Raw genomic sequence first — 25,298 nt, 5'->3', positions numbered from 1 at the left:
GTTGTGCGTAGAACTCGTAGCACAGGTAGATCAGAAGCGGGCAAAGGCTAGGGAACTTGTGCTAAATTAAGCTATAGTGCTTTGTATTTAATCGATTAAAACAAGATTGTCAGGTTTTCACTAAAACAGCGCCCGGAATGAAAGTTCGTGATTTACTTTGAAAAGAGATAGATCAGAAAAAAGCAGTCGTTGCAAGCATCGACTACTTTTTTATTTATACACACTAACTATGTTAGTAAGTTACATAATTTTTATCAAGCGACTTGCCTTTGTTGGCTTCGCGGAGATAAAATTTGTTGGACATGAGGTTATCTCTATAGATTTCTTCATAGTCTAAGGTCTTGTTCGCATCGGGCACCACATTGATTTCGAAGAACAAGGTGTGATATTTTTGGGGCGTATTAGCAACAATGGTCGTGTAAACTCCGGCATAGCCTATATTCTTATTGCTATCAAACTTCATCTGTATATATCCGGTTTTTCCGGGTGGGATGAGGTTGTTGAGGATCTTGGCATCTGTACAGGCACAGGAAGGCAAAACATCTTCAATCTTTAGCGCCGTTTTCCCGGTATTTTTTACTTTGACAATAATGTCCTGTTTATCCCCCTGAAGAATAGGAAGGTAAGTTCGAACAGAGTCTTCAATTTCCATACTGGTGATCTGCGTCGGTGTCTTACAGCCGACCGTCAGCAAAATACATGCTATCCAGCAAATGTTAAGTAGAGTTTTCATAGTCAATTATTTTAAGATAATTTCATCGCAGGCGAATCCAACATTTTTATCTTTTGTGATGATTAGTTTTAGCGTATTATCTGTTTCGTTGATCGTTAGTGGAATGTTGTAGGTTAATTTCTTCAACTTTTCTGCCGAGGTCTGCAGTTCTTGGCGGGCAATATTGCTTCTCGTATCGGAGCCGACTTGTATAGCCTTCGGCAAGGCGAGTTTATGTTTTTTATCGACCAGGAAACTAAGCTGCAGGTTTTTGGTCTGCCGGATCTGGTCTGTCATGGGTATCTCAATCTTTAAGTCGTCTTGCGTAAAGATCATCCAGTTGTTATAATAGTCGAGAAAGCCTATTGCGCCATCGGTTAAGACGCTAGGGTCATTATAGTCTTCGTCGAGCTTACTCTTTACCGCTAGGAGCTGTCCAAACAGTTGATTTTGATAGCTTGACTTTAGTAGATCGTCCCATTGGCGCAGGTAGTCCTGAAAGCTGTTGTTCACCTCATTATACGTCTGAAGCCCTGTCATGCTGCGTATTGATTTGAATTCGTCCAATCGCGATTTGATGTCTGCATGGATTTGCAACTGCTTTGTTTTCGGATCATAGTTTCCCCAGCCATGTTGCTGTAGGCCATTTGCTCGCGCAATTTCCAACAGTTGAAAAAGACTGCTCAGCTGTAGCTTCATCAGCTCGGACTGAAATTCGGGCTTGCTATTCTTTCGTGCAACAGAAAGGGCATCGTAAAATTTGTGAAGCACATCGTCATTCAGATACTTTTTAGTAGACTGTTGTATGCCTCCATAAATATCAAGCGTAGGCTTGTTTGTGAGGGCTTTCATGTTGATATCGATGAAGTAATCGCTCAAGGGTTTCCCCTGTTCTTCTGCAATGTAATGGAAATAGTCGCGTATAAGCTGTTGGACATCAGCGTCCGGATTTTCCATAAGTTTGGCGTAAGCTATTGCTTTTAACTGTTCAAATGCGGCGTAGCCTGTTTCGTTTCCTTGCATGAAAATCCCAGTTACCCCCAGAGACCGATAGAACTTAAGGTTTTCCTGTTGTAGCAGCAGGGTGGGATAGGCGTCCATATAATTATCGAAATTGACCGCATAGTCCCACACGAATAGTTGATTTGTGACGGATTTCCACTTTTTAAAGCGTTCTGCTATTTTGTTCTTTTGTTTTGAATCCGCCAACACGACCCCTTTTGGAAAGTCCATCGTGCTGATGATCACGCCTGTATTGGAGGGCATGACTTTCTCGGGTGGCGTAGAAGTCGTGACATAGTCGGAAGTAAAGAAAACTGCTTGCGGAAAGCTTGCTGCGAGCTTGCTGATGAGATGAACAACGGCCGGTGTTGCATTGGTTTCGGTATTTCCCAACTTCTTGCAGGCATCACATTGACAGACCAATTCGTTGTCATTCGGCATGATGACGAAGTATTTCTTCTCTGGCGCATTGTCCAGTGACTCCTTAATGCCAGATTTTAATGCTGCCTCAAGTGCGGGACTTGAAAAGTTGTATTGCTCCTCGTTGGGTGCCCCGTCGATGATAGCATACATAGCCTCTGTGGGACGAATCAACTTATGGATATTGTGTCCCCAAAGGCCCCATTGGTTTTCCAAACTTTGGGTGTTAAAGCGCTGTTGAAAAGCAAGGGTGCTGTTTGCCGGAAAATAGGGCTCGCGGTAGGCAAATGCGAAGGCCCTTTCATTGTCTGTATGCAGATTGGCAGGCAGCAGGATTTGTTCAAGGGCAAGCGACTGGTAGTCGGTATTGAAATCCTGGTCTGGATACACGTATGTATTGAAAAAGTAATGTATTGCGAGTATAAGATTGTCATTCGAATTGCCCATGATATGAAGATGTTGCCCATCGCTTTTAATTGCGAATAGTTTTTCGCTGTCCCGCTCTAGGTTGATATGGATCAGCGGGCCTGCAGATGCGTTTTTCATCGTTGTAGCAAGTTCTATTTCCTTGCCCGTAGCCTTTTTAAATAAGGTCCTGAACAGATCGATTGATTTGGAAGCATCTTCTTTTTCAACAAGAATGTAGGGTAGCACCGAGTCTTTTTTGAATAACAAAAGACCCGATGCATTGCTGCATGCTGAGAACAGGCAGATAATAAAAACTGTTAGTGCTAACCAACGTCCCATATCCTTAAAATTTGGTGGTGAACATCAAACTGACGTTGTACTGGTTGATGAATGCCTCATCGCCCATTTTATAGCTCGACCAGGTTCCCAACAAACCTATGGCAGATTTATAGCCAATATGATGGCGATAGCCTGCACCGACCATGCTATTTGCATAGGACAGGAAATTGTTGAGTTGGAAGTCTAAACGTTGGTCCTCCGGGGCATTACCCATACCGGCCATTACCGTAAAATAATCGAGCTCGTTAGCGAGGTAGAACCTAGACTGCAGGAGGACATTGTAGTAATTATCATCGCTATCGGTCATATAGAAGGCTTTACCATTTAACCAAATGCCATTCCACGCGCGCTCTATACCTACGAGTGCTGTGTAGAAATTTGCATCATTAGAAAGTTTGGCGTAGCGGCCACCAATTTCAAGCTGCCAGTCTTTTGCGAATGGCTGGAAGTAGGATAGGGAGGCTTTATATTTTTGAAAAAATTGATTCGCAATTCCTGCGCTGAACAAAAAGCTGGATTTGTTTTTCAACTTTAGGTACCAGTCCACTTCCCCCTGTATGCCGACGCCGTTGTTTTTACCGGCATAATTGCCACGAATGACGAAAGTGTTGAAATCGTCGATGCGTCGAGCGTATTCGAGCGAGGCAACGGGAATATTCAATAAAACAGAATCTGACTTGACATTGGTGAACGATGCGGTGATACTGTTTTTAAAATACTTTGAACGCAGAAACCTGATATGTTCTTTTATAGCTTCTAGCTTATCGGCGCTAGGAACATATTGCTGGTAATAATCTAGTGCATTTTCCCATTCTCCGGTATTTTCGTAAATAACAGCCTTCTGATAGATCAGGTCGTTTTGGTTGGGGTGCTGTTGCAGACATTGGTTGACAAGTTGCATTGCCTCCTGATGCTGTTTGCGCTCGTTTAAAAGGCTCAGAAGTTTTAGCGAGCTGTTCAGGTCACGAGGATTTTCTTCGATGATCTGTTTATACACGACAATTGCTTCGTCCTGTTGGTTGGCTGCTTCCAGCGCACGCCCTGTTAGGAACATCTCTTCGGCCCAAGCCATGCTGATCGTGTCATTATAGGGATATTCCCGACGCAGGTCTCCCAATAGCTCTGCCGCACGCTTATGGTTTTTCATTTCGCCTTGAATTCCTGCTAAGCGCATTCTCAGATCCCTATGATTAGGGAATTGGACGAGTGCAGACTCAATGAATCGAGCAGATTCATCCAACTTTTTTTGGGAAACCCGCGCATTCAAACCATATAGATAGGATTGTAGATTGTCCGGTTTGATACTGATCACATAATCGGATATGTCGACAACCTCATCATATTTTTCCTGTAAGATTAGCGCCTTGATATACTGGTTGGACAAGAGCTCTAACTCTTCTGGAAACAAAGTTGAATGGGGAAATTGGGTGTGGAATTGCTTCGCCACATTTAATCCGGCAGCATAATCTGCACAATTTCTTAAATATTCTATTTTCATCAGCAGGTACCTCTCTTCCTGTGGATGTTGGGCGATAAGCGCATCGATGGCCTGTGTTGCCTGATCTTTGTTACGAAGTCCTACATAGGAATTAAAAAGGCCCTCTCTGGAAATCGTAGCATAATCCGGGTTTTTCAGTGTAATAAGAAAGCCTTGTAGCGCTTTTGCATATTCCTCATTTTTTAAATCGGCTTTGGCTTGGTTGAAACGGATCTGGTGAAACTTTGCGGCGATGTCCGTATCGTTTGGATAGAGTTGATTTAATCGATCGTATAAGGCTTCAGCCTTAGATGTTTGTTGTGTCCTTTCAAAAACTTGAATCTGCTTCAGCAATAAGGTTTTATCGTTGGGTCTGCTGCGTAGTGCAGGGCTTAATAACTCTTGTGCATCATCCAGTTTACCTCGCTCTAATGCAGTGTTCAACAGGAATTTAAAAGCTTCACTGTCTCCTCGGTTGCTATTGTAGATTTTCCAATACAAAACATATGGGTCATTATTGACCTGTACCCTCGCGGACTCGCTGACCAAATAGTCTAGTTGTTTTCTCAATTGTGGACTATTGTTTTTGCGCAGCGCCTCCTGTAAGGTGGCGATAGCTTGGGTATAATTGCCTTGACTCTCCAATATGCTCGCTTTTTTAGCAAGAAATGTAGAATTGCCGGGCATAAAGAATAAAGCCTTATTCGTGCTATTCAGGGCTTCGCTGTAGTCGCCCAGCTTAATCTGCGTATTGATGAGGTTGTCAAACATTTCAGGATCTCGCTTGGTAGTCAGCAATGCGTTCTGATATTGCATAGCGGCTTCTTCCAAATTCTCTTTCTTGAGAGAATTCGACGCACTTTCTCTGATAATGGTATTGTAAGTTTTCCGAACCCCCTCATCGTTAGGGAATATTTGCAGCAGTCGGGAGATGGACTTTTCAGCTTCTACGTTATTATGTAGCTCGCGATAAAGGTTGACCTTCTTTAGCCAAAGATCCTTATCGTAGGGATTTGTTTCCAATAATTCATTGACATAACAAATGGCACTGGCATTTCTCTTGGAAAGGCTTTCAATGGTGATCATATACCGTCTGGCGTCGTCACGATCGGGACTCTTACGAAGCACGTCGAGAAGGGTCATACGAGCTTGGTTCAGCTTGCCGGTTTCCAGGTAGCATTTCCCAAGGTATTCTTTTAAATCCATGTCCATCGGTGTTTTTTGTAATCCCGTTAGACAGTATTCTGTAGCCTTTGCAAAGTTGTTCTTTTTGCCCTCTGCTCTTGCTAATTGGTAATAATCGGCATCCGACTGTGCATATGCGCAGAAGGAACTAGCGATTAGCCCAAGGCCAATCACTAGCTTTAGAAATTTACTTTGCATGTTCAACCTGTGTGTTTATATCAAACCCTTGTCTTGTCATAGTTCCCCAGCGAATATCCTTTGTGGTGAAGTACTTGATGTAGCCCGCCACAGAGAAGTAGATGATGAACGGATGGTAGATAAACCCTTCTACAAGGGAGATAATCCAGAGGGAGAAGATTTCAGCATAGGTTTTATACTGTCTCTTGACGAGATAATCCATGAAAATAACCATAGAACTAATGGCGATTCCGAATGAGTAAACATACAGGAACATGAACATGATGGTCGACCAATTGACATCGCCCTTGATCAGGATAAGCAGAAACCAGAACAGTCCGGTGGCCTCGATTATAGGCGCTAGAAATTCGAAAATAAAGATGTATGGGAAGACAACAAAGCCCAGTTTGGGATATTGCGGATTGAAGAAGACCTTACGGTGTACCGTAAAGATTTGAGCTAATCCCGTTGCCCAACGCATTCTTTGGCGCGCAAGAATAGTGAGGTTATGAGGTCCCTCCGTCCAGCAACAGCTGACAGGGATGTAGTCTACGGTATATTTCTGCTTGCTATTGCACATGTAGATTACCATTTTGGTCAAGAGGTCCATGTCTTCCGCATGCGACTTGCCGTCGTAGCCTCCGGCATTAATTGCAATTTCCTTATCGAACAGCCCTAATCCTCCGGATACATTCGGAACGCAGTTGATGAAGCTCCACCCAAGTTTGCCGAATAGATAGGAACGCATGTATTCCAACTCTTGAAAACGTGGTATCAAGCGTCTCGGTGCACGAACTCTTGTGATAACTCCGTCTTTAATATCGCAACTGTTGGACATACGTAGGACTGCCCCTACGGCAATAGTTCTGTTTTTAGAGTTGAGGATAGGCTTAATCATTTTAAGCATCGTCTTCCGCTCGAGGATGCAGTCTACGTCGGTACAGATAAAGTATGGATATTGCGAAGCGTTGATTCCCGCATTTGAAGCGTCGGCCTTGGTGCCTCCATTCACTTTGTCCACAATGGTCAGCTTGCTGAACATCGGGTTTCTGGACTTCAAAATACGCTTAAAGGGCGCGGTTTTGATGCGTTCCATGTAGGCATAGGTTGTTTCCTCTAGGTCGTATTCTTTGATTAATAATTCTAGGGTTCTATCGGTACTTCCATCATTAACAATGATGACTTCGAAGGTTGGATACTCAAGAGTTAATAGTGATTTGACATTGTCGATAATGGTTCTCTCCTCATTGAAAGCCGGTGCAATGATGGAAATACCAGGCGTTAATCGCGAGTTCATTAAGAACTCATCATCTTGTTTGGAGTTGTAGATCTTAAACCTCCAAAGCTTAACGCAGCTAAATATTCCCAGCATGAGCAAGGATAGCAGCATGAGCGAGGAATAGAAGAATATGAAATATTCAAAATAACTGTAAATCATGGCGAAATTAATTTAAAGTGATTATAGGAATTAATTGTATATCTGTTTTTGAACGACAGTGCCGTCTTCGCGTGCCTCTAATACCACAATGTTGCTATCAGAAGGAGCTTTTAGGGTAATATTGTTCAGTGGGTTTTTTACGTGGTTTAGTATAGACTTATTGAAGCTATCGGCGGTGTTCAACATCTCGTTAAACACAGGGTGTCCATCGCTTTCGTAATTAAAGATGGCCTCTGCAATTAGCTTTTTGGAATCGTAGTTTGGACTGTTTTCAAACGCTTCGCGCATAAATTGTGTCGCATTCTTTGAGTTGATCAGAAATAGGGCTTCAATGATCGCATCCTTGCATTTATTCGGTTGGGAAGGGTAAAGTTCAATCAGCTTATCCTCGACTTTTTTTACTTGCATCTGTCCCAAAGCGACAATAGACTCTTTTCTGATCTCATGGTCCTCGCTGTCGAGTAGATGAATCAGCGTATTGACCGATCCATATTGTTTAAAGTAGCTCGCCGCTTTGATCAGGAATATCGTTTGGCTATGGTTTTTGGAATATTTTAGCCAGTTGCTAAAGTTGGGGAGGTTGTTCTTATGGTGCAATTCCAGCTGCTCCATCAGGATAATCTGATCCCAGTAGTTGATCTGGTTGTCGTCCTGATCGAAGAATTTGAAAGGGTTATTATTACTGACTCCTATATAAGCATTTCTTGCGCCTTTGCGAACAAACCTGTTCTTGCTAAACGTATATGGTAAGATCTTTGAATCGGCAATTAATACCTTAAACCGCGACAACTGATGGAATATTTTAAGCTTGTTGGCAATGGATGAGAAATTGAGCTTACTTTCTAAGTGGTTGTCGATACCCAGCGCTTCAATTAATGGCTTATAGTTTATGGACCGTTGGATTTCGGGTTTTTCTTCGATGATTTCTTGTAGGGTGGGTATTAAGGAGTAATAGGTTTTGTTATTGAGCTTTCCGCAATGAATTCCGAAAGCTAGTTGAATCTCAGTAGGCGTTTGTAGGTTTTGGGATTCTAAACAATCGAGGATGAACGTTCGATGCTTTTCCTTGAGTTTTTCATAGGTGCCTTGCCTAATGCGTTCGAGGAAGAATGAGATTGCTGCTGATAAAAGCATGATCATAAACATGCAAACAACAAATGTAATTACCGCAAGGGCAACTTTAATCACGACGGGAGCAGTCAAAAATAAAAACCACAAGTCCTGTAGGGTACTGATTGTTTCCATAATAGGTTAAATAATGTGAATTTTGATTTTTACAATACATAGTCAACTATCGTTTGGAATATCAGTCGATTGACCTATGCACTGCGTTAGTGAAACAAATGTAGTATGTGTTTTTTGGCCGCAATAATTTTCGTGGTGGACAAAAAGTGTACAAATTTTGAGCGTTTAAACACATTTTCGGGCATTTTATTGGAATAATAGGGACGGTTCGGGGACAGTCGTGGGCCAGAAATCAGAGAATGGAGACTAATAAAGGATTTTGGAGAGGACAAGTGGGGGACATCTTAAGACATGTAGTTATCCATCGATTACATCCTGTAAAAACACTAGTCAGAATTGATGACATTATCTAAAAGGAGAGATTTTATTGGGCGAGTGTGTTTAAATTTCGGATAAAAGTCTTCCCCCCCCCTCCCTGTAGCTAAATCGCTTCACTTGAAAATAGAAACAACAAAAGATGATCTAAGTCACTATCAATCTGACCTTTTTAAAATAGATTAAAACCGTGTTTGAACATCAATCCATATCCCTGATTGCTGTACCGTTACGATTTATTACCTAATAAACATGCACATGAATTACAAATTTTTGATTAATGAAGGAACTGGGTATAAGACTCGTCACCACTTTTCCCTTTTCCACTTTATACCCTTGATCTGGGTGATCTTGGGAATTGCATTAATTATTTATTTCGATCATCTTAAGATGGGAGCGGGCATTTCTCTAGTGTCCCTATTGTTCTTCTTGATCATCATGTCAAAAAAATCTAACCTCCGAATCTACCCGCAGGACCGGCTTATTCGAGTAAATAGAGACCGATATGCCATGGGACCGGATTTATACTCTTTTTCAGATCTGGAGGAGTTCGAACTCGAAACCCTATACCTGTTGCGTATCCCTATTAATACGACCTTATATGCCCGATTTCGCTTGGAGGATAGATGCTATCGGCGTACTGTAACCATGTCATTTTATCGAACAAACATATTATTCTTATTGGAAGAGTTGGAAGCTGTTGTTAAGGTCGGTTGTTCCATTGTTGACAAACCTGAAGGCGAATAATTGATGAAATTGGAAAATGGATAGTTTTTTCTCCTTTTAGATCCTGACTAACAAATATCCCATCCAAAATGCCAGATTACTCTCTGCGCCTTGATTCTGGTTTACGCCATAGGATTCCAACCCATCATAACAAGATCCCTCTACAGGATTATATAAACTTTGCCTCATATCATTCTTTCCCAAATACCACAAAAAGGCCATGTTTGCCTTATTAAGCCAAATTTCTTTTCCATCCAGCCTATACAGCTCCTGATACAATAACATAATTGAAGGAACCTCAATAGGTTGCTGACCGAATGCATTTGGTTTCTCTCCCTTTCTATACCAGCCCTCATTACCGATAATGGAGAGATGATTCTCTCGAAATAATATTTTATCCAAGAAATGAAAACTCTCTATGCCAATTGCTTCCCAATCTTTGTTGTTTAATATCCTAGCCGCTCGAATTAAACTTAAGGGAAGAACGGCATTATCATAGGATATAATCTCCTCAAACCAATGCCAACTTGCAGTAGCGCAAGCCCGGTATTCGCCTACCAGAAATGCCGACAATTCCTGCAATTTCGTTAAATACTGCCCATCTTTGGGCTTAAAGGTCAATGCATCGACCAGTCCCAAAATCAAATAAGCCACAGCGCGAACAGAGCGGACTCCCGAAAAGTGCGGTATGGAACGATTAAATAGATCAAAAGCAAGTGGGTGATAGGCCGAAAAGCGATCATTCGCCAATAGGACACCTAAAGACCAAATACATCGTCCGACGCTATCGTCAGAGCCTACATCTTCGAGAAAGCGAAGATCGTAAGACATAAAGTTTCGAAACCTGCCATCCTCTCGTTGGGCGTAAGCAACAAAAGAGAGGTAAGATCGAAAAAGGGGATGATCTAAGGTCGGATATCCGAACTCATTAGCTAATACAAACAAAAGCATAGCCCGGCAATTGTCGTCCAGGCAATACCCATGTCTATAGTCTGGGATATTGTATAAAGCATGTTGATAAATCCCCGTTGCACTACTTATTTTTTCAATATATCGTAAATCTAAACGAGGCACCGCCACGAAAAAGCGCTCAAGTTCCTGATTTATCTCTTCTTTATTCAATACCAATAATCCCTTTCTAATTATTTGCTGTTCTCAATTGCGATTGCTGTTTTAATGGCAGTAATGGCGTTGTTTCATTCCTAACAGTCAATGCCTTTACCACTGTACAGTCTTCAGTAGGCATCAAATTACGGATCAATTCAATCTGCTGTTTCCCAACATTTGGCCAAGACATCTTCTTTCCATAAGCTAATGCGCGATTTCTATAGGAATTCATTAAGAATGGGTTGCTTAATAAGCGATTCAGGCATTCAGCAAGCCCCTGGGAGTCATTAAAATCAAATAGACATCCACGGTCATCCGCTAATAAATCCTTCGCATACCAATACGGCGTCGATAAAACTGCCGCGCCAGCGCCTAAGGCAAAGGTGAGTGTGCCACTGCTCATCTGGTTTACATTCGGATACGGAGTGACATAAATATCGCATGCCTTTAAATAAATCTGCAGAAGCGCATCACTTGCATATTTGTTCACAAACATAACTTTGCCGCTCAATCCAAGTTTAGCAGCTTGTTGTATCAATTCATTCTTATAACTTTCACCCTCATGCAACAGTACATTCGGATGTGTTGCCCCAAGGATGATGTATAAAAAATTATCATCTTTTATTCTCGAAACCGCATCTATAGCCACTTCATAACCTTTACTTCTCCCCAACAGACCAAACGATAACATCACGGTCTTTCCTTCCAAACCCAAATATTCTTTCGCTTCCTCTGCTGTAATCTGAAAATCTGGCACGCCATGAGGAATCAACTTAATCTTAACACGAGGAATCTGATAGACCTCCATTAAAACTCGAATCGCGCGATCGGTCATCACTGTAATCTTACTGCTCAACTCCGCTATGCGCATAATTACGCGCTTCTCATCTGCAGACGGAGTATCCAATACCGTATGTAAATTACTGATGATCGGAATAGAAAGTCTTTCTAACAAAGACAGAATGTGATCGCCGGCAGATCCTCCAAAAATTCCAAATTCATGTTGTACAATACAACAGTCATATTCATTTTGATTAATCCAATCGCCCGCAGAAAGATATTCATCTTTCTCATGTTGCGATACAGAGTAGACCACCTGATTCGGAAAGTTTTGTTCCGTGCCGTTGGAAATAGCCATAATCTCTGCATCTTTCCCGTTCTCAACTAATGATTTGTACAAATCATGACTAAATGTTGCAATCCCACATTGCCTCGGAAGGTAAGTTCCTATTATTAATGTTCTCTTCATGTATCTTTTTGAATTAATGCTTCAACAGCCAGTGCACCTATTGAACACGACAAGTGGCTAAATTGTTCGCTGTCTCCAATAAATATTAATTCAAGCTGACAATAAACACTTTCCGCGTTTAGATGTTATAACAAAACCTAACGAAAAAAAATAAGCATGGGAATAACGATAACTCGAAAAAACATATTCTTTAAGCCTAAATTGGACAGGGTGCTCGCGCGAAGATTCGTCTTATCTCCAGAACGCACGAAAAAGATCATCAATCGCGTGTTAAACATGTCCGAAACGGATAAAGAGAGCATTCTGAATCAAATCCTCCGTAATTATGCAAGAAGACATCGCAGTATCATCAACATACTGGAACGGAATTTTACCGCCGTCGACCCAATACTGAAAGAGCTAAAAATAAGCAAGCAATCGCTTTCGGATGAGGAAAGACTCTTGATTGGGTCATACTTCACCATGGAATATTCCATCGAGGCGGCCGCCTATTTTAATCCTTCCATTGTCCTGTCGCCGGATCAGTCGCAGACGCATGAAGGGGAAAAAAGAATTATTATGAGCTTCAGAGCGGTAGGCGAGGGCCACCTATCGTCCATCGTATTTCGATCTGCGGTTATTGATAAAAACTTAGATATACACCTCGACGAAGTCGGTATTTTATTGGATAAACCTAAGCATATTAAAAATCACCGATACAAAAAGTCCGAATTCATTGAAAGGCTTGTTGATTTACATCAGCCCGAGGAAGAAATACAAAAGGTAATCGAAGCTAAACTGACCGACACCTTTACTTACGACGAGTTGCAGCGTTTTGTAAGAGAAATAAAAGAGGAAGAGGAAGATTTAAGTTACGACAGTCAGATTCTAATGCAACAAATGCTGTGGTTGGCGTCCTCCCATTATGAGATCTCCTACTCTCGCGATACTTCGATTTCCGAAAGGGTTATTTTCCCGATCTCTGACACCGAGAAAAATGGAATTGAAGACGCCCGCTTTGTACAATTTATTTCCGAGAAGGGCAAAGCAACTTACTACGCAACTTATACAGCATACGATGGTCATTCTATTCTTCCAAAATTATTGTCAACTAAGGACTTCGTTAATTTTAAAATACAGCCCTTAAACGGTAAAATAGCAAATAAAGGTGCCGCTCTTTTTCCACGGAAAATAAAAGGAAAATACGCCATGCTCTGTCGTGTGGATGGGGAAAATAGCTATGTGGCATTCTCCAACTCCCTCACCAACTGGCATGAGGAAATTCAACTTGTCGGGGAACCGGAATACCCTTGGGAGTTTATTCAAGTAGGAAACTGTGGTTCGCCAGTCGAAACCGAAGCGGGTTGGTTGGTCATTACCCATTCAGTAGGACCTATGCGCGAATATTCAATAGGTGCGCTCCTGTTAGATCTGGAAGATCCTACCAAAGTTATCGGAAAACTGAAAAAACCGCTCTTGTTCGCAAATGAAACGGAGCGTAATGGATATGTGCCAAATGTCCTCTATTCATGTGGTCAGATTATCCATAACAACCATCTGATATTGCCATATGCTTATTCCGATCAGGAGTCAACCTATGCAACGGTATGTTTGGATGAATTATTGAAAAATCTAGTTGATTAAGACTTTCCTGACGCCAAGTGGACAGCATTAGCGTAAAAGTTCTTGATAACTTTTAGAAACAGATACTTTCAGGAAAATAAAGGGCGGCAGATTAGCCGCCCTTTCCTGTTTCCATATGTGGGCTATCAACCGGTTTTGACTCCGGCGAGCCCTTTTGGCGTAAGTAGATCGATAAAATAACAATAGAAGCGACGGATAAAAATTCGCTCTGCCAATTCTGGAAAGTTTCAAACCAAAATGTAGGTTCTCTTATAAATTCTGATAACCCAACCAATGGCTCCATCTTTAATGCATGCTCTTCATTTACATTCCTAAAACTGCCGTATAAATGTCCTATCCAAGAAAACACGAAAAGAACGATGAATGCGATCGAAAGGGAATTCTTGTAGAGTAAGAGGCGCCATCCGCCTTGTTTTACCGGCCGAGGAGCGTCTCGATGTGCAACAGGTTCTCGATCCACCTCCTCCTGGCCTGAAAGCTTTTTTGATTCCGCCGAACCGATTTGGCGCAAAGAAATGGTGAGGATCACATACATCGCCATCTGTAAAAACTCACTTTGAAAATTCTCGAAGGTTGCCGACAAAAAATGTCCACTTGTCAAATAAGTCGCGAACCCTAAGAATGAGCCTTGCTCCTCATAAAGCAATGCTTGCTCTTTCCAGCCAAAATAAATCTGCGCCATCATCGCCAAAACGAACAGCGTAATAAAAACAATCGATAGACTATTTCTATACCAAAACGTTTTTCGCATATATTTCTATTTAAATAACCTGCCGTAAAGGCTTAATCTTAACTTCTGCAATGTTTACTCTTCTATCTTGTGCTAGCACAAAACTGATCAATCGGGCTATATCCTCTGCTTTTAACATTTCATGTTTTTCCTGTAGCTCTGCCTCCTCCTCTGCAGTTGTGGAGGGCATATCCGTCGCCACCGCTCCGGGCTCAATCAGCGAAACACGAATGTGATGTGGATTGATCTCCTTTCTCAGTGCTTCTGTAAATCCTTGTATGCCTGCTTTGCTAGCCACATAGCCCGAACTACCCGCATCCCGCGTATCCGAACTCATTGATCCAATATTGATAATATCGCCTTCAATCTTCTGCGCGATCATCTTTTCAGCAAAAAAACTCGATAATAGGAGGTACGAATCTAAGTTTGTCTTGGTCATATAAACGAGGTCGTGCGGATCGCCCTCGACAACACTCCGAAAGCCAACACCTGCATTGTTGATAAGAACATCGAAAGGACCATGGGAATCCCAAACGCGCGCTAACAACGCTTGAAGTGCCGGCTGATCGGTTAGATCCTGAAGCTCATACGCTACGCGACCTTCAACTCCTAGCGCTTGACATTCCTGTAAAAGCTCCTTAAGCTTATCTTCATCTCGTCCGATGATAAATACCTCAAATCCTTGGCGCAGTAAATGTATGGTCGCTGCTCGCCCTATTCCGGATGTGCCACCAGTTAAGAAAATCTTTGTTCTTTGCATAAATTTCCGATTTATAATGTGATGTCATTCGTCAATGCACGGGACAAATTCGTGGAATATTCATCCTCATTTGTCGATTTTATAAAGGGAACATTCCATGCACTATTTGGTTGAGGTTCAAAAAGCTTTGCGTATTAATCCGGATCGTTTGGGTATTGAGTTTCCTAATCTTGCGAAAAGTACCTATCGAAAAACTAAATCCGTGTCCAAACATTTAGCGAGCACTCTTGTTTATAATCCAATAAACTTAATTACATGAACTATGAAAAAAGAAATGTTTAATATGCGCCCTGTAGCATTCATCATGTTTATTCTGATGTCGGCGCAGTCATTTGCACAGGAAAAAGGCTTGGATATCAATGTAGATATCGATAAAGGAGATGGTGGAGCCTTTTATACGAGACCTTGGGTGTGGGTTATTGGGGCCGCAGTGTTCATCCTACTTTTAGTAGCAATACTTAGAGGCGGGAAAAAATAAGAATGAAAATGAATAAAGCATTGCTGCTTGGAATTATTGATACCAAGCGGCAATGCTTTTTTTTATGTATTTGATTTTTCTGAAGAGATCTGTTTTGATTGGAGATCAATCTTCGGATCCCTGAAAGTTTTATACAGCTTATTTCTTCTCAATCGCGCTAATTTGCACGCCAATAAAGCAGTCGTCGGCACAGTTTTCCTCAACTTTACCGACCTTAGAAATTAGTCCATCATGTTCCGTTTCTAAATAGTTCGTTACGCCTTTGCTTTTAACTAGCCAATTCTCCTTCGCTAAACGGTACACATCGTCCAACGTTAGCAGATAATAATCGCCGTGGCTTCCCAGATTCGATTTATCCTCCGTCCATTCCATTTTCTCCCAAACAAGTTGCTCCTCGACTTTCTTGAGCTCCTCTTCAGAGTAGCCTTTTTTTCTCATTGCTTCTATAAATGATTCCTTGGTCCAGCCATTCTCGGGGCGTTTCGTCGGCGCAATGGAGGGAACAATATAGCTTACCTGCTCAATCTTCCCGTTTTCGATCTTAATAGTCATTTCTGACGACCAGCCTGTCCAGCTACCCGAATAAGTGCTGTAGCTGTAACTGTTCTGGCTTTCTCTCTTAAAATCTTCCCACTTGCGAAGGCTTCTCTCATATTGATCCTCAAATTCGAGGTCGGATTTAGAACAGGAAACCAATAGGAATGTGATGAGGAGAAGAAAATTGAACTTTGCTAATTGATTCATAACTTGATTTTTATCGGATATAAGTTATACGATTCAAAACTTATAATCGCTACAGTAAAACTACATGGAGCGAAGACTTTTGCTGAAATACCCACAATTGAATGCGATTTATTAAATTTGGGCTTTAATTTGTAAATCACATGAAGGTTCCGCAGCTATATAATAGACAAACTAAGGAAATTGAATACGAGAATACGTATAAAGTAAACGGTTTAGCGTTCTTATATAAAAATACCTTAGGCAGGGCCTTGACGAAGTCTTTACTCAATAAAAAGATGGTGTCCAAAGCTTACGCGCGCCATGTAAACTCGCCGAAAAGCTTAGGACAGATTCCGAAATTTATCGAGCATTACAACATCAATGTGGACGAAATTAAAGAGCCTATACAGTCTTTTCGATGCTTTAACGAGTTTTTTATCCGCGAACTCAAAGACGGTGCTCGCCCGATAGATGAAACGCCTGAACACCTCATATCGCCGGCAGACTCTAGATTAATGATTTTTGACCTGGCTCAAGTCAGCAGTATTCCCGTAAAGGGCTATTGGTACAATTTAGAAGCGCTATTGAAGGATAAGGAACTAGCCGAACAATATAAAGACGGTTGGTGCTTTGTGTATAGACTGGCGCCCAACGACTACCACCGCTATGGATATATCGACAATGGTACACAAGATCCTGTAGTCAAAATTAAAGGCGTTTTACACTCCGTGCATCCCCTTGCATTGGCTGAAACCAGAGCTTTGATTGCCAAGAATTATCGTGAACTAACGGTGCTGCATACCGAGAACTTCGGCGATGTTTTGCACCTGGAAGTAGGGGCTTTACTCGTTGGCAAGATTGTGCAACGGAATTACGATGCCTGCTCGTTCAGTCGCGGTGAAGAAAAAGGATACTTTGAGTATGGTGGTTCTACGGTTGTGCAGATCTTTAAGAAAGGTACGATCAAGCCGGACGCCGACATCATCGAACATTCAGAAAAACGTATTGAAACTCTGGTGAAAATTGGTGAAAAAGTAGGGGTAAAGGCCTAGCTAGTAGTCATCGTATAAATACAAATCGCCATATCTCCAATTTGGCCCCTTTAAGCCGGAATAATTTTAGCGACCCATCAGCAGCGCGATGAATTTCATCGGGTAGCCTGCCGTCAATTTTAACACATTTGCCTAGGTACGCGTACTAGACTCCCTATACAAAGCTGGACCGCATTCAGTCACTTCCCTTTCAAGGCCCTTTCAAACCCAATGCATAGCCCTTTCAGAACGGCTTTGATACGGTTTTACAGTGGGTTTGAAAGGGCTTTGAAAGGGCTTTAAGTTAATTCAATTATCCCGCGGAATCCTCGCGCTGCATAGTATGATTCAGCACCATTATGATAAGTAAATACCCGGTCGTAGCGGTAATCGCCAAAAATAGCGCCTCCGAGTTTGCGAACTGCCTCAGGCGTTTTAAGCCAAGAAGAAGTTTTGCTGTCGAATTTCCCCAAGGCCTGCAGGGCCGCATATTGTTCCTCATCCATCAGCGCGATGCCCATTTCTTTAGCCATACCTATTGCGCTGTGCTTAGGTTTATGTTCTTTGCGCGAATCTAGAGCCGCTTGGTCGTAGCAGATGCTGCGTCGGCCTTTTGGGCTTTCCGCACTGCAATCGCCAAAAGTAATGCTGCCTTTAGCTTTGTCGTAGCCAATAACGTCGGGTTCGCCTTCGGTTTCTTCCATCAGATGAAGGGAGGACAGCGCTGCCGGAGATTTCTTCAGTTTACTTTCCACCTCTGCCCAGTCCAAGCCGAGGTGTCGATCCATATGCTTCTCGAAACGTTTTTTTAAGATGCCGAGTAGTTCCTCACTACGTTCTGCTGATAGATTTTCCATAGTTTATAGTGGTTGATGTGTGTAAACACAGACAACGAATTTACAAAAAAGCCTTTTTAAATGCTAGTGTTTGGTTGCGGGAAATTAGCGCTTGCATATTGGGGTTATCGAAATGCGGCAATCTTTTTGGGTAGGTGCCAAACACATGTAGAAATTCATTTACAAATGTTTTTTTAACAGGGCTATTCGAACTCGTGCAGAATCGAACATGTTCATTTGTTGTATATTAGCGTTTAGAATCACACGAAAATACTAAGCGAAGCCTTCTCGCTCCTCAAACTTATGGCTGTAAAATCTTCATTAAGATATCTCATGCTATCCTTATTGTTGACCTTTATGTTTGTGCTCCATGCGCGCGAAAAAAAGGACAACAACAATGCCTCATTGACTTATTTTATTCAGAAAGAAAAGAGCTTCGGATCCGATACAATTGCGTTGAGGGAATTTTTAACGCCGCTGCGGCAACGTGTTTTGAAAGGTGATGCCAATAAGCAAACGGCGGTCTATTATGCCTTGATGGGCAGAGGAACAAGCCGCAAGATAGGGCAGATCAATACGATTAGTTCAACTTATTTTGAGAAAGCTAACGACCTGGCAATCAAGTTTGATGATGAAGCGCTTGCACTGTGGGTTCAGATTGAATTAGCAAAATACTATTACCAATTTAACTTATTGGAACAATCGCTGCCATATTTCATGACGGCATCATTCAAAATTGACGATATCCCTTATGTGGATCAGATCAATCCGGACGAGTCCTACCGATCCCTGGGTTTCTTTTTCTCTACAATCGGCGAGTATAAGGAGGCTATAAATTGTTTGAAGGAGGCGGCCTTTTTGGCACCGGACCTCTCCGAAATGAAGGCTTCCATACTAGATAACCTTGCCATGTGCCATTTGGAGGATAAGGACACTTCGGTGGCTATGGCCTACTTAAACGATGCGAAAGAGCTTGCGTTGAAGATTGATGCCAAGGCTAGGCTCGCTCGGGTGAACGGGATGCTAGCGATGGTCAGTTTAGGGAGGGGGGAGCTGGACTCCGCCCTGCATTTCGTAGATCAGGATGTAAAACTTAGTGAAGAGAGTGGCGATAAAGCCAATCGGCAGCATGCAGAGATTATCAAAGCAAAGGTGCTCATGGGCAAGGGCGATATGCAATCTGCGGAAGTATTGCTGGAGCATTTGAAAAAAGATCTGAAAGGTAACTTGACAAAAACTGATTTCCTGCTTGATGTAGAAGAATTGAGGCTGAAAATTGCGGAGCATAAAGGAGACCCGGATATGGAGCTTGCCATTCGTCGAAGCCTTGGGCAGCTGAAGGACAGTTCGATCTATGGAGAGAGTGCAGTAGTAATCCAGCGAGCAAGAGTGTTGGCCGCGAAGGAGCGCTATCTGAATGAAGCGAGCATAATTAACCTCAAGGTGCAACAGAGCCGCTTTGCACGGAATATGTATTTACTCGTGCTCGCCTTGGGTATCGGAATAGTGATTATTTCCTATATCGACTTTCGCCGCAAGATGTTTGCGCGCCACCATCGTTATGAAAAGAAAGTGTTGGCTTATCGCCTCGAAAAAACCTTGCTCGATCAGAAGCTCGAACAGGCGCATAGGACCCTGGCAGATCACCTACGTTTCCTAACAGACCGAAACAAACAGATTGAAAGCTTGCAAAGAGAAATTGCCCGTATCAATAAATCAGCGCTTGCTGAAATTGAAGAAAAAAACGGCAAGTTAAAGCAGTTGTTACAGTCACATATATTGACGGAGGATGACTGGCAAAATTTTAAAATGACCTTTGATGAGGCTTATCCAAATTATTATAATCAGTTAAAAAAGGGTATTCCGGAGCTTACGGAAAACAATATCCGCTTTATTATGTTGCAAAAACTAGGGCTTACGCCTGCCGAAACGGCAAATATCCTGGGAATATCGCTGGAGGCGATCAAAAAGAACAAGCAAAGATTGAAGCAAAAGCTGGGCGACAAATATGATCGTGTGATGGAGATTATATAGCTTATCTGATTTCAAGCTAAAAATTCTATCTTGCAATAAAGTCAACTGAGTATGAAAAGAGCGTTTTACCTTCTAATATTATTGCTTAGCACGAGCGTGCAACTGAATGCCCAAGAACAACGAGCGAACGGATGGATTTTTGGCCCATCGTTGGGGTATCAGTATCAAAGCGGCAGTTTTCTGAAGGCTTCGGCTTGGGGCTTGTTTGCCCTTAATCAATCACAATATCTCAAGTTAGATGGGGGAGCCAATTTTACCTGGATGATGGACAAAACGACGGTCATCCCCGAATTTGGAGCAACCTATTATTTAAATAATGTTGCGGTATGGCCTTTCCTAAAGGGAGAGATAACCCCCTATACGGCAACTGCCAAGGCTGGGATTGGGGTATTCAATCTGCTTGAATTTGCTGCCGGTTATGGGTTTGATATCAATACCAAAAAAGACTTTAAGCCGATCGATGGATTTACCTTCTCGGTTGGCGTCAATATCCCGTTAAAATTCCATCTCTACTAAGGCATTCATTATTCGATCCACGCTTTGAAATCGTTTACTCGCTCCCGACTAACGATGACCTCTGCATTTCCATAATGATGAAAATACAGCTTCAATCTGGAGTTGGAGTGCACGGCAATGCTCTTAATTGCTTTAATATGCACCAAAAATCCGCGGCTTATGCGGAAGAATATAGCGGGGTCGAGCAGTTTTTCCAGCTGGTCGAGGGTAAAATCCAGGAGATATTGATTGCCATCTGAACAGAAGGCGTAAGTTCCCTTGTTTTCGGAAAAGAAGCATTCGATCTCATCGATCGTAATGAGTTTGATCTGTTGGCCGATCTTAATGCTAAATCGTGATTTATAGCTAGTTCGCGTTGGTGCGAAAAGGGCTTTCAATTCTGTCATATCAAGCGAGGGTTGCTTGCTGGCGTGGTTTTTCTCGTATTTGGCGAGCGCAGCCTCCAGTTCTTCCTCGATAATGGGTTTCATCAAATAATCTACACTATTCACCTTAAAAGCTTTTAATGCAAACTCATCGTAAGCCGTGGTAAAAATAATTGGACAGGCTAGCGCAAGCTCATCCAGAATTTCAAAAGATAGACCATCGGAAAGTTGGATGTCAAGGAACAGCAAGTCGGGCTCTGGATGAGTTTTAAACCACTGCTTGCCCTGCTCTACCGAGTGGAGAAGCGTGATATGGGAGTAGCCCAACTTCATCAGCTTTCTTTGCAAGGAGCGGGCAGCGGGGCGTTCGTCTTCGATAATGACTACAAGAGTGTCTTTCATGCTATAGAATAGGTAGTGCAACGCGGAAGCTGTCATTATTCTGAACTACTTCGATGTTTTTTGAACCAATAATATGATATCTTTCACGGATATTGTTCAGACCGATTTTGGTCGATGACTCCTGCTGTGGCTTAGGCTGCAGATTGTTTTCCACATTCAATTCGCCGTTTTGAATGGAAATACGAATAAATAAGGGTTGTTCATCGCTTATTTTATTGTGCTGTATGCAATTTTCCAGCAAAAGTTGAAGCGCCAGCGGAATGGTTTTCATGTCATCCGTAACCTCCTCCGCGTCGATTTCTACCTGTATGGCATCTTCGAAACGGAGTTTGAGCAAAGCGATATAATTCTTTGCAAAGTCCAGCTCGTCGCTGATCGGCACGAGGCTATGATCTTTCTTTTCGAGTATATATCGATAGATACGTGACAAGGATTGGGTGTAGGCTATTGCATTTTTGGGGTTTTCTTCGATCAGCCCAATGAGCACGTTTAAGCTATTGAATAGAAAATGGGGGTCGATTTGATTTTTTAGGGTCTCCAGTTGTGCTGTTGCCTCCCCGGCAATCTGTTTCTGCTTTTCTAATTGGGCGTTTTTGCGCTCCATATACATGCCGAAGAGGTAAAATCCGCCACCGATGAGCATCGCAATAACAGTGGGCATGATGTAATTGACCCAATAAATTTGGGAGACAAAGGTCGCAAAGGTCTTTTTATAGATGATTACCTGGAAAAAGCCGGTTGTAATAAATACGATTACTGGCGCGATAATCTGTGTGATGAGTACATAGAGCAGAAAGCGTTTCGGCATTTTGTTCTTGCCAGGGACGATGCGTTGTAAAAAAGCGGCTGTATATGTTCCGGAAAGACCCAATAGGATACTGTAAGCAATCGTGGCGAGAAGCGCACTTTCTGTTCCGTTTTCTATCGCTTCGTTGCCACTTTTAATCATATAGTAGATCGAGAAGACGAAATAGATCACAGAGGTGATGATTACAGTATACAGTAAGGATCTTAGGAAATATTTCATGCTGTTTATTTCTTACAAGTTGCTAACGTTGCCTCAGCTCTTTCCCTGCCCCAAGTTGGATAGAATGGCGTATCATGCTTCTCTGTAGCAAATAAAGATACTGCTTTTTCTAAATCTTTGCACTCCTGTTCGGTACTGCCACCCATATATTTCTTAGACTGGATCTGGAAGTCGGCAAGCCCCGATAAGGCTCTGGGATTGTTAGGCTCCAGTTGTAGCGCCTGTTCGTAATTATGAATAATTTCCGGGGATAACTGCATCGCTCTAGACATCGGGTCTATGGTTAATTGAGCGGTCAATGCGAGTGCTTTCAGGACATGCCATTCGGCGTTCAAATCTTCCGTTTTTGTTGGTATAAGTTTAATGGCAGCTTGTATAAGTTGCTCTTTTTCGTCGCTGTCCTGCGTTTGGAAAGACGATGTAGCCGCGACAAAGGCTTGGTAGTAGCGCGGAATCCAGTTGCTCTTTTCGGCCTGTGCAATGCGTTCGAATTTCGACATGGCTTCGCTGTTTTTCCCGTTCTGCCAGGTTTGTAGGGCGTCGCCCATGGCTTTCTCATAGTTGCCTTGTCCGTAGCATACAATGCTAAGCAGGCTGAATAAACTGATCAATAGTGTTTTCATGTTGTTCTTTTTTTGTGTTGATTAAAATTCGCTAGGATACGTCGCTTTTGAAAATGAATAGCGATGAACTGTTGATTTTCATGGATGAATGGTTTTCTACAGATTGTCCAGTTGGTTGTCTTTTTTATTCTTGCTGATGGTCCAAAAGAAGCCCAGGAATACAAAGCGCTTCGCGTTGGGAAGTATGGCTTTGGATGCAAAATGGCCATCCTGATCGGGCGTTGATCGGTATTGGTAGCCATAAACAGGCTTGTTTCCTAAAATATTGGTCACGGAGAAGAATAGAATTTTCTGCTGGCTCAGCAGGTAGGACCAGCTGAATGAAAGGTCGTTTTGGCCATTTGTTTTTGATTGCATAAAACCTGCGAGGTTTGGATCATGGTAGGGGCGACCGGAAATAAAACTGTTCGTCAGGCTGAGTTGTGAACGGATCGGAGCATACCAGTATTTTGCCACGATGGAGAAATAATGTTTCGCGACGTAGTCGGGTTGCACGGCACCCTGATAATTCCGTTCGAGCTTGTTTGCGTCGGTATAGGAATAGGATATCCAATATTGGAAGTTCTTAAAACTCTTGGAGTCGCGCCAAAAGAAGTCGATTCCGCGAACCGTGCCGTAACCATTGCTTTGGTAGTGGCTGCTGTATGTGGGGAGCGGACTATCGTATTGAAGTAGTTGGCTATAGTCTTTTTGAAAGAGCTCCAAGCGCAGCAACTGATTTTTTCTGAGGAAGGTATAGTTGAAGATGTAGTGCTGTGCTTGTTGCCAAGGCAGATCTGCGCGATATTTGGCGATATCTTCTCGCGTCTGTTGGTGGAATAGCCCATAGGAAATCGACATTTGATGGTTGGCGTTGATTTCATATCCTAAGGCGGCTCTAGGCTCGAGGGATTGCTGCTTTTTAACGTCGCTGCTGTATCGGGCACCCAAGGTCAAGAATAGCTTGGAGAAGGCTGTGTATTGTGTTTCTGCAAAGCCCGACAAGAGCTGTCGATCAAATCCGTAAGCGAAATGATTATCCGGATTGTGGAATTGCTCGTCGATTTTTTGAAAGAAATGCTCAGCGCCGAAGCTATACTGTAATTGGCTGCTTTTCTTCTTGCGAAGAACGGTTTTGATATGACTGCTGTATTCCTCTGTGGGGATCTCGAAATTGTAATAAGCTAAGTTCTTGTCGGAATAGCCAAAGCTTCCTCCGAGTTCCCATTTCCAGTTCTGCGGTAAATAGCGTAAGTAATTGCTATTGACGTAGATGTTTTTCTCTTTGATTCCCGTTCTTACCTGTTGATCGTAGTTCAGGTCGTAATCCTTAAATGCGAATTTCTCGAAGGTGAATGCGCCATAGAGGTTGAAGAAATGTTTTTCGCCCTTGTTACGGAAAATGGCCTCAGCATTGGCTTGCTGATAGGGGTTGATCCATTCTAAACGCTGATCGATTATTTTGAGATAGGGGGCGAGGTTGGTATATGTGCCATTAAAGCTTAGGGAGCTATTTTTCCAGCGCTGCGTATTGCTTAAGCCTAGTCCTACCGTGGAGATGGAGATATCTGACTTGGCTTCGGCGAGGTTCAAATCTGTGCTGAGGTTGAGGATGCTGGAGAGGGCATTTCCGAATTCTGCGCTATAACCTCCGGTTGAGAAGCTCGTTCCTTTGAATAGAAAGGGGGAGAAGCGGCCACGCACGGGCATACCGTTGGCAGAGGCGGTATAGGGTTGGGCGACACGCAGGCCATTGATATAGGTTTGTGTTTCTGATGGATCGCCACCGCGGACCATCAATCGTCCATTTTCGCCAGCGATTTGTGCGCCCGGTAATTTGTCCAATGCCGCGATAATATTGCCCATGCTGCCGGCGGTTGTGACGATATCTAAGGGAGTTAACACAGCGTTTGCTTGCGATCCGACCTTAAATTGGCCCGCACGCACGACAACTTCTTCGATTGCCCGCTCGTCCGCCTGAAGCATGATTTCCAGAAAGAGTGAATCGTGGATTTGAATACGCTGCTGTTTGGACTGATAACCTATGGCCGTCACGTTGATTTGTTGCGCTCCAGAAAGACTGGTTTTAAAGCTGAATCGACCCAGGCTGTCGGTATTTGCGCCGTCGTAGCTGCCTTCGATAAAGACATTAGCGTTAAAGATCGGTTTTTTGGATTTCAATAAGACGATTCCGCTTATTGTCGACTCCTGAGCAAAGTTGAGAATAGGAATGAGTAGAAAGGTTAGAATGGATAATATTCGCATGGCTTATGTTTTCGGTAAAAGTATGGTCTATGCTTGCCATGGCGAATTTATTGTCGCCGAACTGTAGTTTTCTCGGGATGAACTGTTGATTGCTGTATGCTTTCAT

General features: G+C 42.7%; 21 protein-coding genes. 6 read left to right on the top strand and 15 right to left on the bottom strand.

Annotated features, from left to right (window positions below; genetic code table 11):
• Positions 1–232: 232 nt before the first annotated feature.
• Genes QYC40_RS18145 through QYC40_RS18125 form a run of 5 tightly spaced genes read right to left on the bottom strand, consistent with a single transcriptional unit; the run spans position 233 to position 8,403 of the window.
• Complete coding sequence (locus tag QYC40_RS18145; RefSeq protein ID WP_301991655.1) at positions 233–733, bottom strand: DUF1573 domain-containing protein; 501 nt, start codon at positions 731–733, stop codon at positions 233–235.
• A 6-nt stretch (positions 734–739) separates the two neighbouring features.
• Entirely contained in the window at positions 740–2,881 is a 2,142-nt protein-coding gene (locus tag QYC40_RS18140; protein ID WP_301991654.1) for a DUF4838 domain-containing protein, read from the bottom strand.
• 4 nt (positions 2,882–2,885) lie between these two features.
• Complete coding sequence (locus QYC40_RS18135) at positions 2,886–5,741, bottom strand: tetratricopeptide repeat protein (RefSeq protein WP_301991653.1); 2,856 nt, start codon at positions 5,739–5,741, stop codon at positions 2,886–2,888.
• Positions 5,731–7,158 carry a glycosyltransferase family 2 protein gene (locus tag QYC40_RS18130; RefSeq protein WP_301991652.1) on the bottom strand — a complete coding sequence of 476 codons (1,428 nt, stop codon included), beginning with the start codon at positions 7,156–7,158 and terminating at the stop codon, positions 5,731–5,733. The genes QYC40_RS18135 and QYC40_RS18130 overlap by 11 nt, the downstream gene beginning before the upstream one ends.
• A 30-nt stretch (positions 7,159–7,188) precedes the next feature.
• Positions 7,189–8,403 (bottom strand): HEAT repeat domain-containing protein, encoded by a 1,215-nt coding sequence (locus tag QYC40_RS18125; protein WP_301991650.1) that lies wholly within the window; start codon positions 8,401–8,403, stop codon positions 7,189–7,191.
• 573 nt (positions 8,404–8,976) lie between these two features.
• On the opposite strand from QYC40_RS18125, the gene QYC40_RS18120 reads away from it, so the two are divergent.
• Positions 8,977–9,465 (top strand): hypothetical protein, encoded by a 489-nt coding sequence (locus QYC40_RS18120; RefSeq protein WP_301991648.1) that lies wholly within the window; start codon positions 8,977–8,979, stop codon positions 9,463–9,465.
• Between the two features lie 36 nt (positions 9,466–9,501).
• Here QYC40_RS18120 and QYC40_RS18115 read toward each other — a convergent pair whose 3' ends face one another.
• Positions 9,502–10,572, bottom strand: coding sequence for a hypothetical protein (locus tag QYC40_RS18115; protein WP_301991647.1), 1,071 nt, complete (start codon positions 10,570–10,572; stop codon positions 9,502–9,504).
• Positions 10,573–10,582: 10 nt separating this feature from the next.
• Positions 10,583–11,800, bottom strand: coding sequence for a glycosyltransferase family 4 protein (locus tag QYC40_RS18110; protein ID WP_301991646.1), 1,218 nt, complete (start codon positions 11,798–11,800; stop codon positions 10,583–10,585).
• Positions 11,801–11,956: 156 nt separating this feature from the next.
• On the opposite strand from QYC40_RS18110, the gene QYC40_RS18105 reads away from it, so the two are divergent.
• On the top strand, positions 11,957–13,423 hold the full coding sequence (locus tag QYC40_RS18105) for a glycoside hydrolase family 130 protein (RefSeq protein ID WP_301991645.1): 1,467 nt from the start codon (positions 11,957–11,959) through the stop codon (positions 13,421–13,423).
• Between the two features lie 91 nt (positions 13,424–13,514).
• Here QYC40_RS18105 and QYC40_RS18100 read toward each other — a convergent pair whose 3' ends face one another.
• Both QYC40_RS18100 and QYC40_RS18095 read right to left on the bottom strand, forming a co-directional pair.
• Positions 13,515–14,174 carry a DUF6766 family protein gene (locus QYC40_RS18100; RefSeq protein ID WP_301991644.1) on the bottom strand — a complete coding sequence of 220 codons (660 nt, stop codon included), beginning with the start codon at positions 14,172–14,174 and terminating at the stop codon, positions 13,515–13,517.
• A gap of 10 nt (positions 14,175–14,184) precedes the next feature.
• Complete coding sequence (locus QYC40_RS18095) at positions 14,185–14,913, bottom strand: SDR family oxidoreductase (RefSeq protein ID WP_301991642.1); 729 nt, start codon at positions 14,911–14,913, stop codon at positions 14,185–14,187.
• Between the two features lie 262 nt (positions 14,914–15,175).
• Between QYC40_RS18095 and QYC40_RS18090 the strand changes: the two genes are divergently transcribed.
• On the top strand, positions 15,176–15,391 hold the full coding sequence (locus QYC40_RS18090; RefSeq protein WP_301991641.1) for a hypothetical protein: 216 nt from the start codon (positions 15,176–15,178) through the stop codon (positions 15,389–15,391).
• 138 nt (positions 15,392–15,529) lie between these two features.
• Here the strand turns inward: QYC40_RS18090 and QYC40_RS18085 are convergent, their stop codons facing one another.
• On the bottom strand, positions 15,530–16,135 hold the full coding sequence (locus tag QYC40_RS18085) for a hypothetical protein (protein WP_301991640.1): 606 nt from the start codon (positions 16,133–16,135) through the stop codon (positions 15,530–15,532).
• 140 nt (positions 16,136–16,275) lie between these two features.
• Between QYC40_RS18085 and QYC40_RS18080 the strand changes: the two genes are divergently transcribed.
• Positions 16,276–17,166: a phosphatidylserine decarboxylase gene (locus QYC40_RS18080; RefSeq protein WP_301991639.1), complete on the top strand. Its 891-nt coding sequence runs from the start codon at positions 16,276–16,278 to the stop codon at positions 17,164–17,166.
• A gap of 278 nt (positions 17,167–17,444) precedes the next feature.
• Here QYC40_RS18080 and QYC40_RS18075 read toward each other — a convergent pair whose 3' ends face one another.
• Positions 17,445–18,002, bottom strand: coding sequence for a DUF4256 domain-containing protein (locus tag QYC40_RS18075; RefSeq protein ID WP_301991638.1), 558 nt, complete (start codon positions 18,000–18,002; stop codon positions 17,445–17,447).
• Between the two features lie 282 nt (positions 18,003–18,284).
• On the opposite strand from QYC40_RS18075, the gene QYC40_RS18070 reads away from it, so the two are divergent.
• Positions 18,285–20,015 carry a hypothetical protein gene (locus QYC40_RS18070; protein ID WP_301991637.1) on the top strand — a complete coding sequence of 577 codons (1,731 nt, stop codon included), beginning with the start codon at positions 18,285–18,287 and terminating at the stop codon, positions 20,013–20,015.
• 51 nt (positions 20,016–20,066) lie between these two features.
• Positions 20,067–20,531, top strand: coding sequence for a hypothetical protein (locus tag QYC40_RS18065; RefSeq protein WP_301991636.1), 465 nt, complete (start codon positions 20,067–20,069; stop codon positions 20,529–20,531).
• Between the two features lie 8 nt (positions 20,532–20,539).
• Here QYC40_RS18065 and QYC40_RS18060 read toward each other — a convergent pair whose 3' ends face one another.
• The 4 genes from QYC40_RS18060 to QYC40_RS18045 form a co-directional block, all read right to left on the bottom strand.
• The gene (locus tag QYC40_RS18060) at positions 20,540–21,298 is read right to left on the bottom strand and encodes a LytTR family DNA-binding domain-containing protein (protein WP_301991635.1); all 759 of its coding nucleotides are present in this window, start codon (positions 21,296–21,298) and stop codon (positions 20,540–20,542) included.
• Between the two features lies 1 nt (position 21,299).
• Positions 21,300–22,325, bottom strand: coding sequence for a sensor histidine kinase (locus QYC40_RS18055; protein ID WP_301991634.1), 1,026 nt, complete (start codon positions 22,323–22,325; stop codon positions 21,300–21,302).
• Between the two features lie 5 nt (positions 22,326–22,330).
• Complete coding sequence (locus QYC40_RS18050) at positions 22,331–22,948, bottom strand: hypothetical protein (protein WP_301991633.1); 618 nt, start codon at positions 22,946–22,948, stop codon at positions 22,331–22,333.
• A 96-nt stretch (positions 22,949–23,044) separates the two neighbouring features.
• Complete coding sequence (locus QYC40_RS18045; protein ID WP_301991631.1) at positions 23,045–25,192, bottom strand: carboxypeptidase-like regulatory domain-containing protein; 2,148 nt, start codon at positions 25,190–25,192, stop codon at positions 23,045–23,047.
• Between the last annotated feature and the right edge of the window lie 106 nt (positions 25,193–25,298).

The sequence above is a fragment of the Sphingobacterium sp. BN32 genome (assembly GCF_030503615.1).
In the GTDB taxonomy this organism is placed as follows: Bacteria; Bacteroidota; Bacteroidia; order Sphingobacteriales; family Sphingobacteriaceae; genus Sphingobacterium.
The sequence above is the reverse complement of the archived record's forward strand: the minus strand, read 5'-3'. Positions and strand labels throughout refer to the sequence as shown.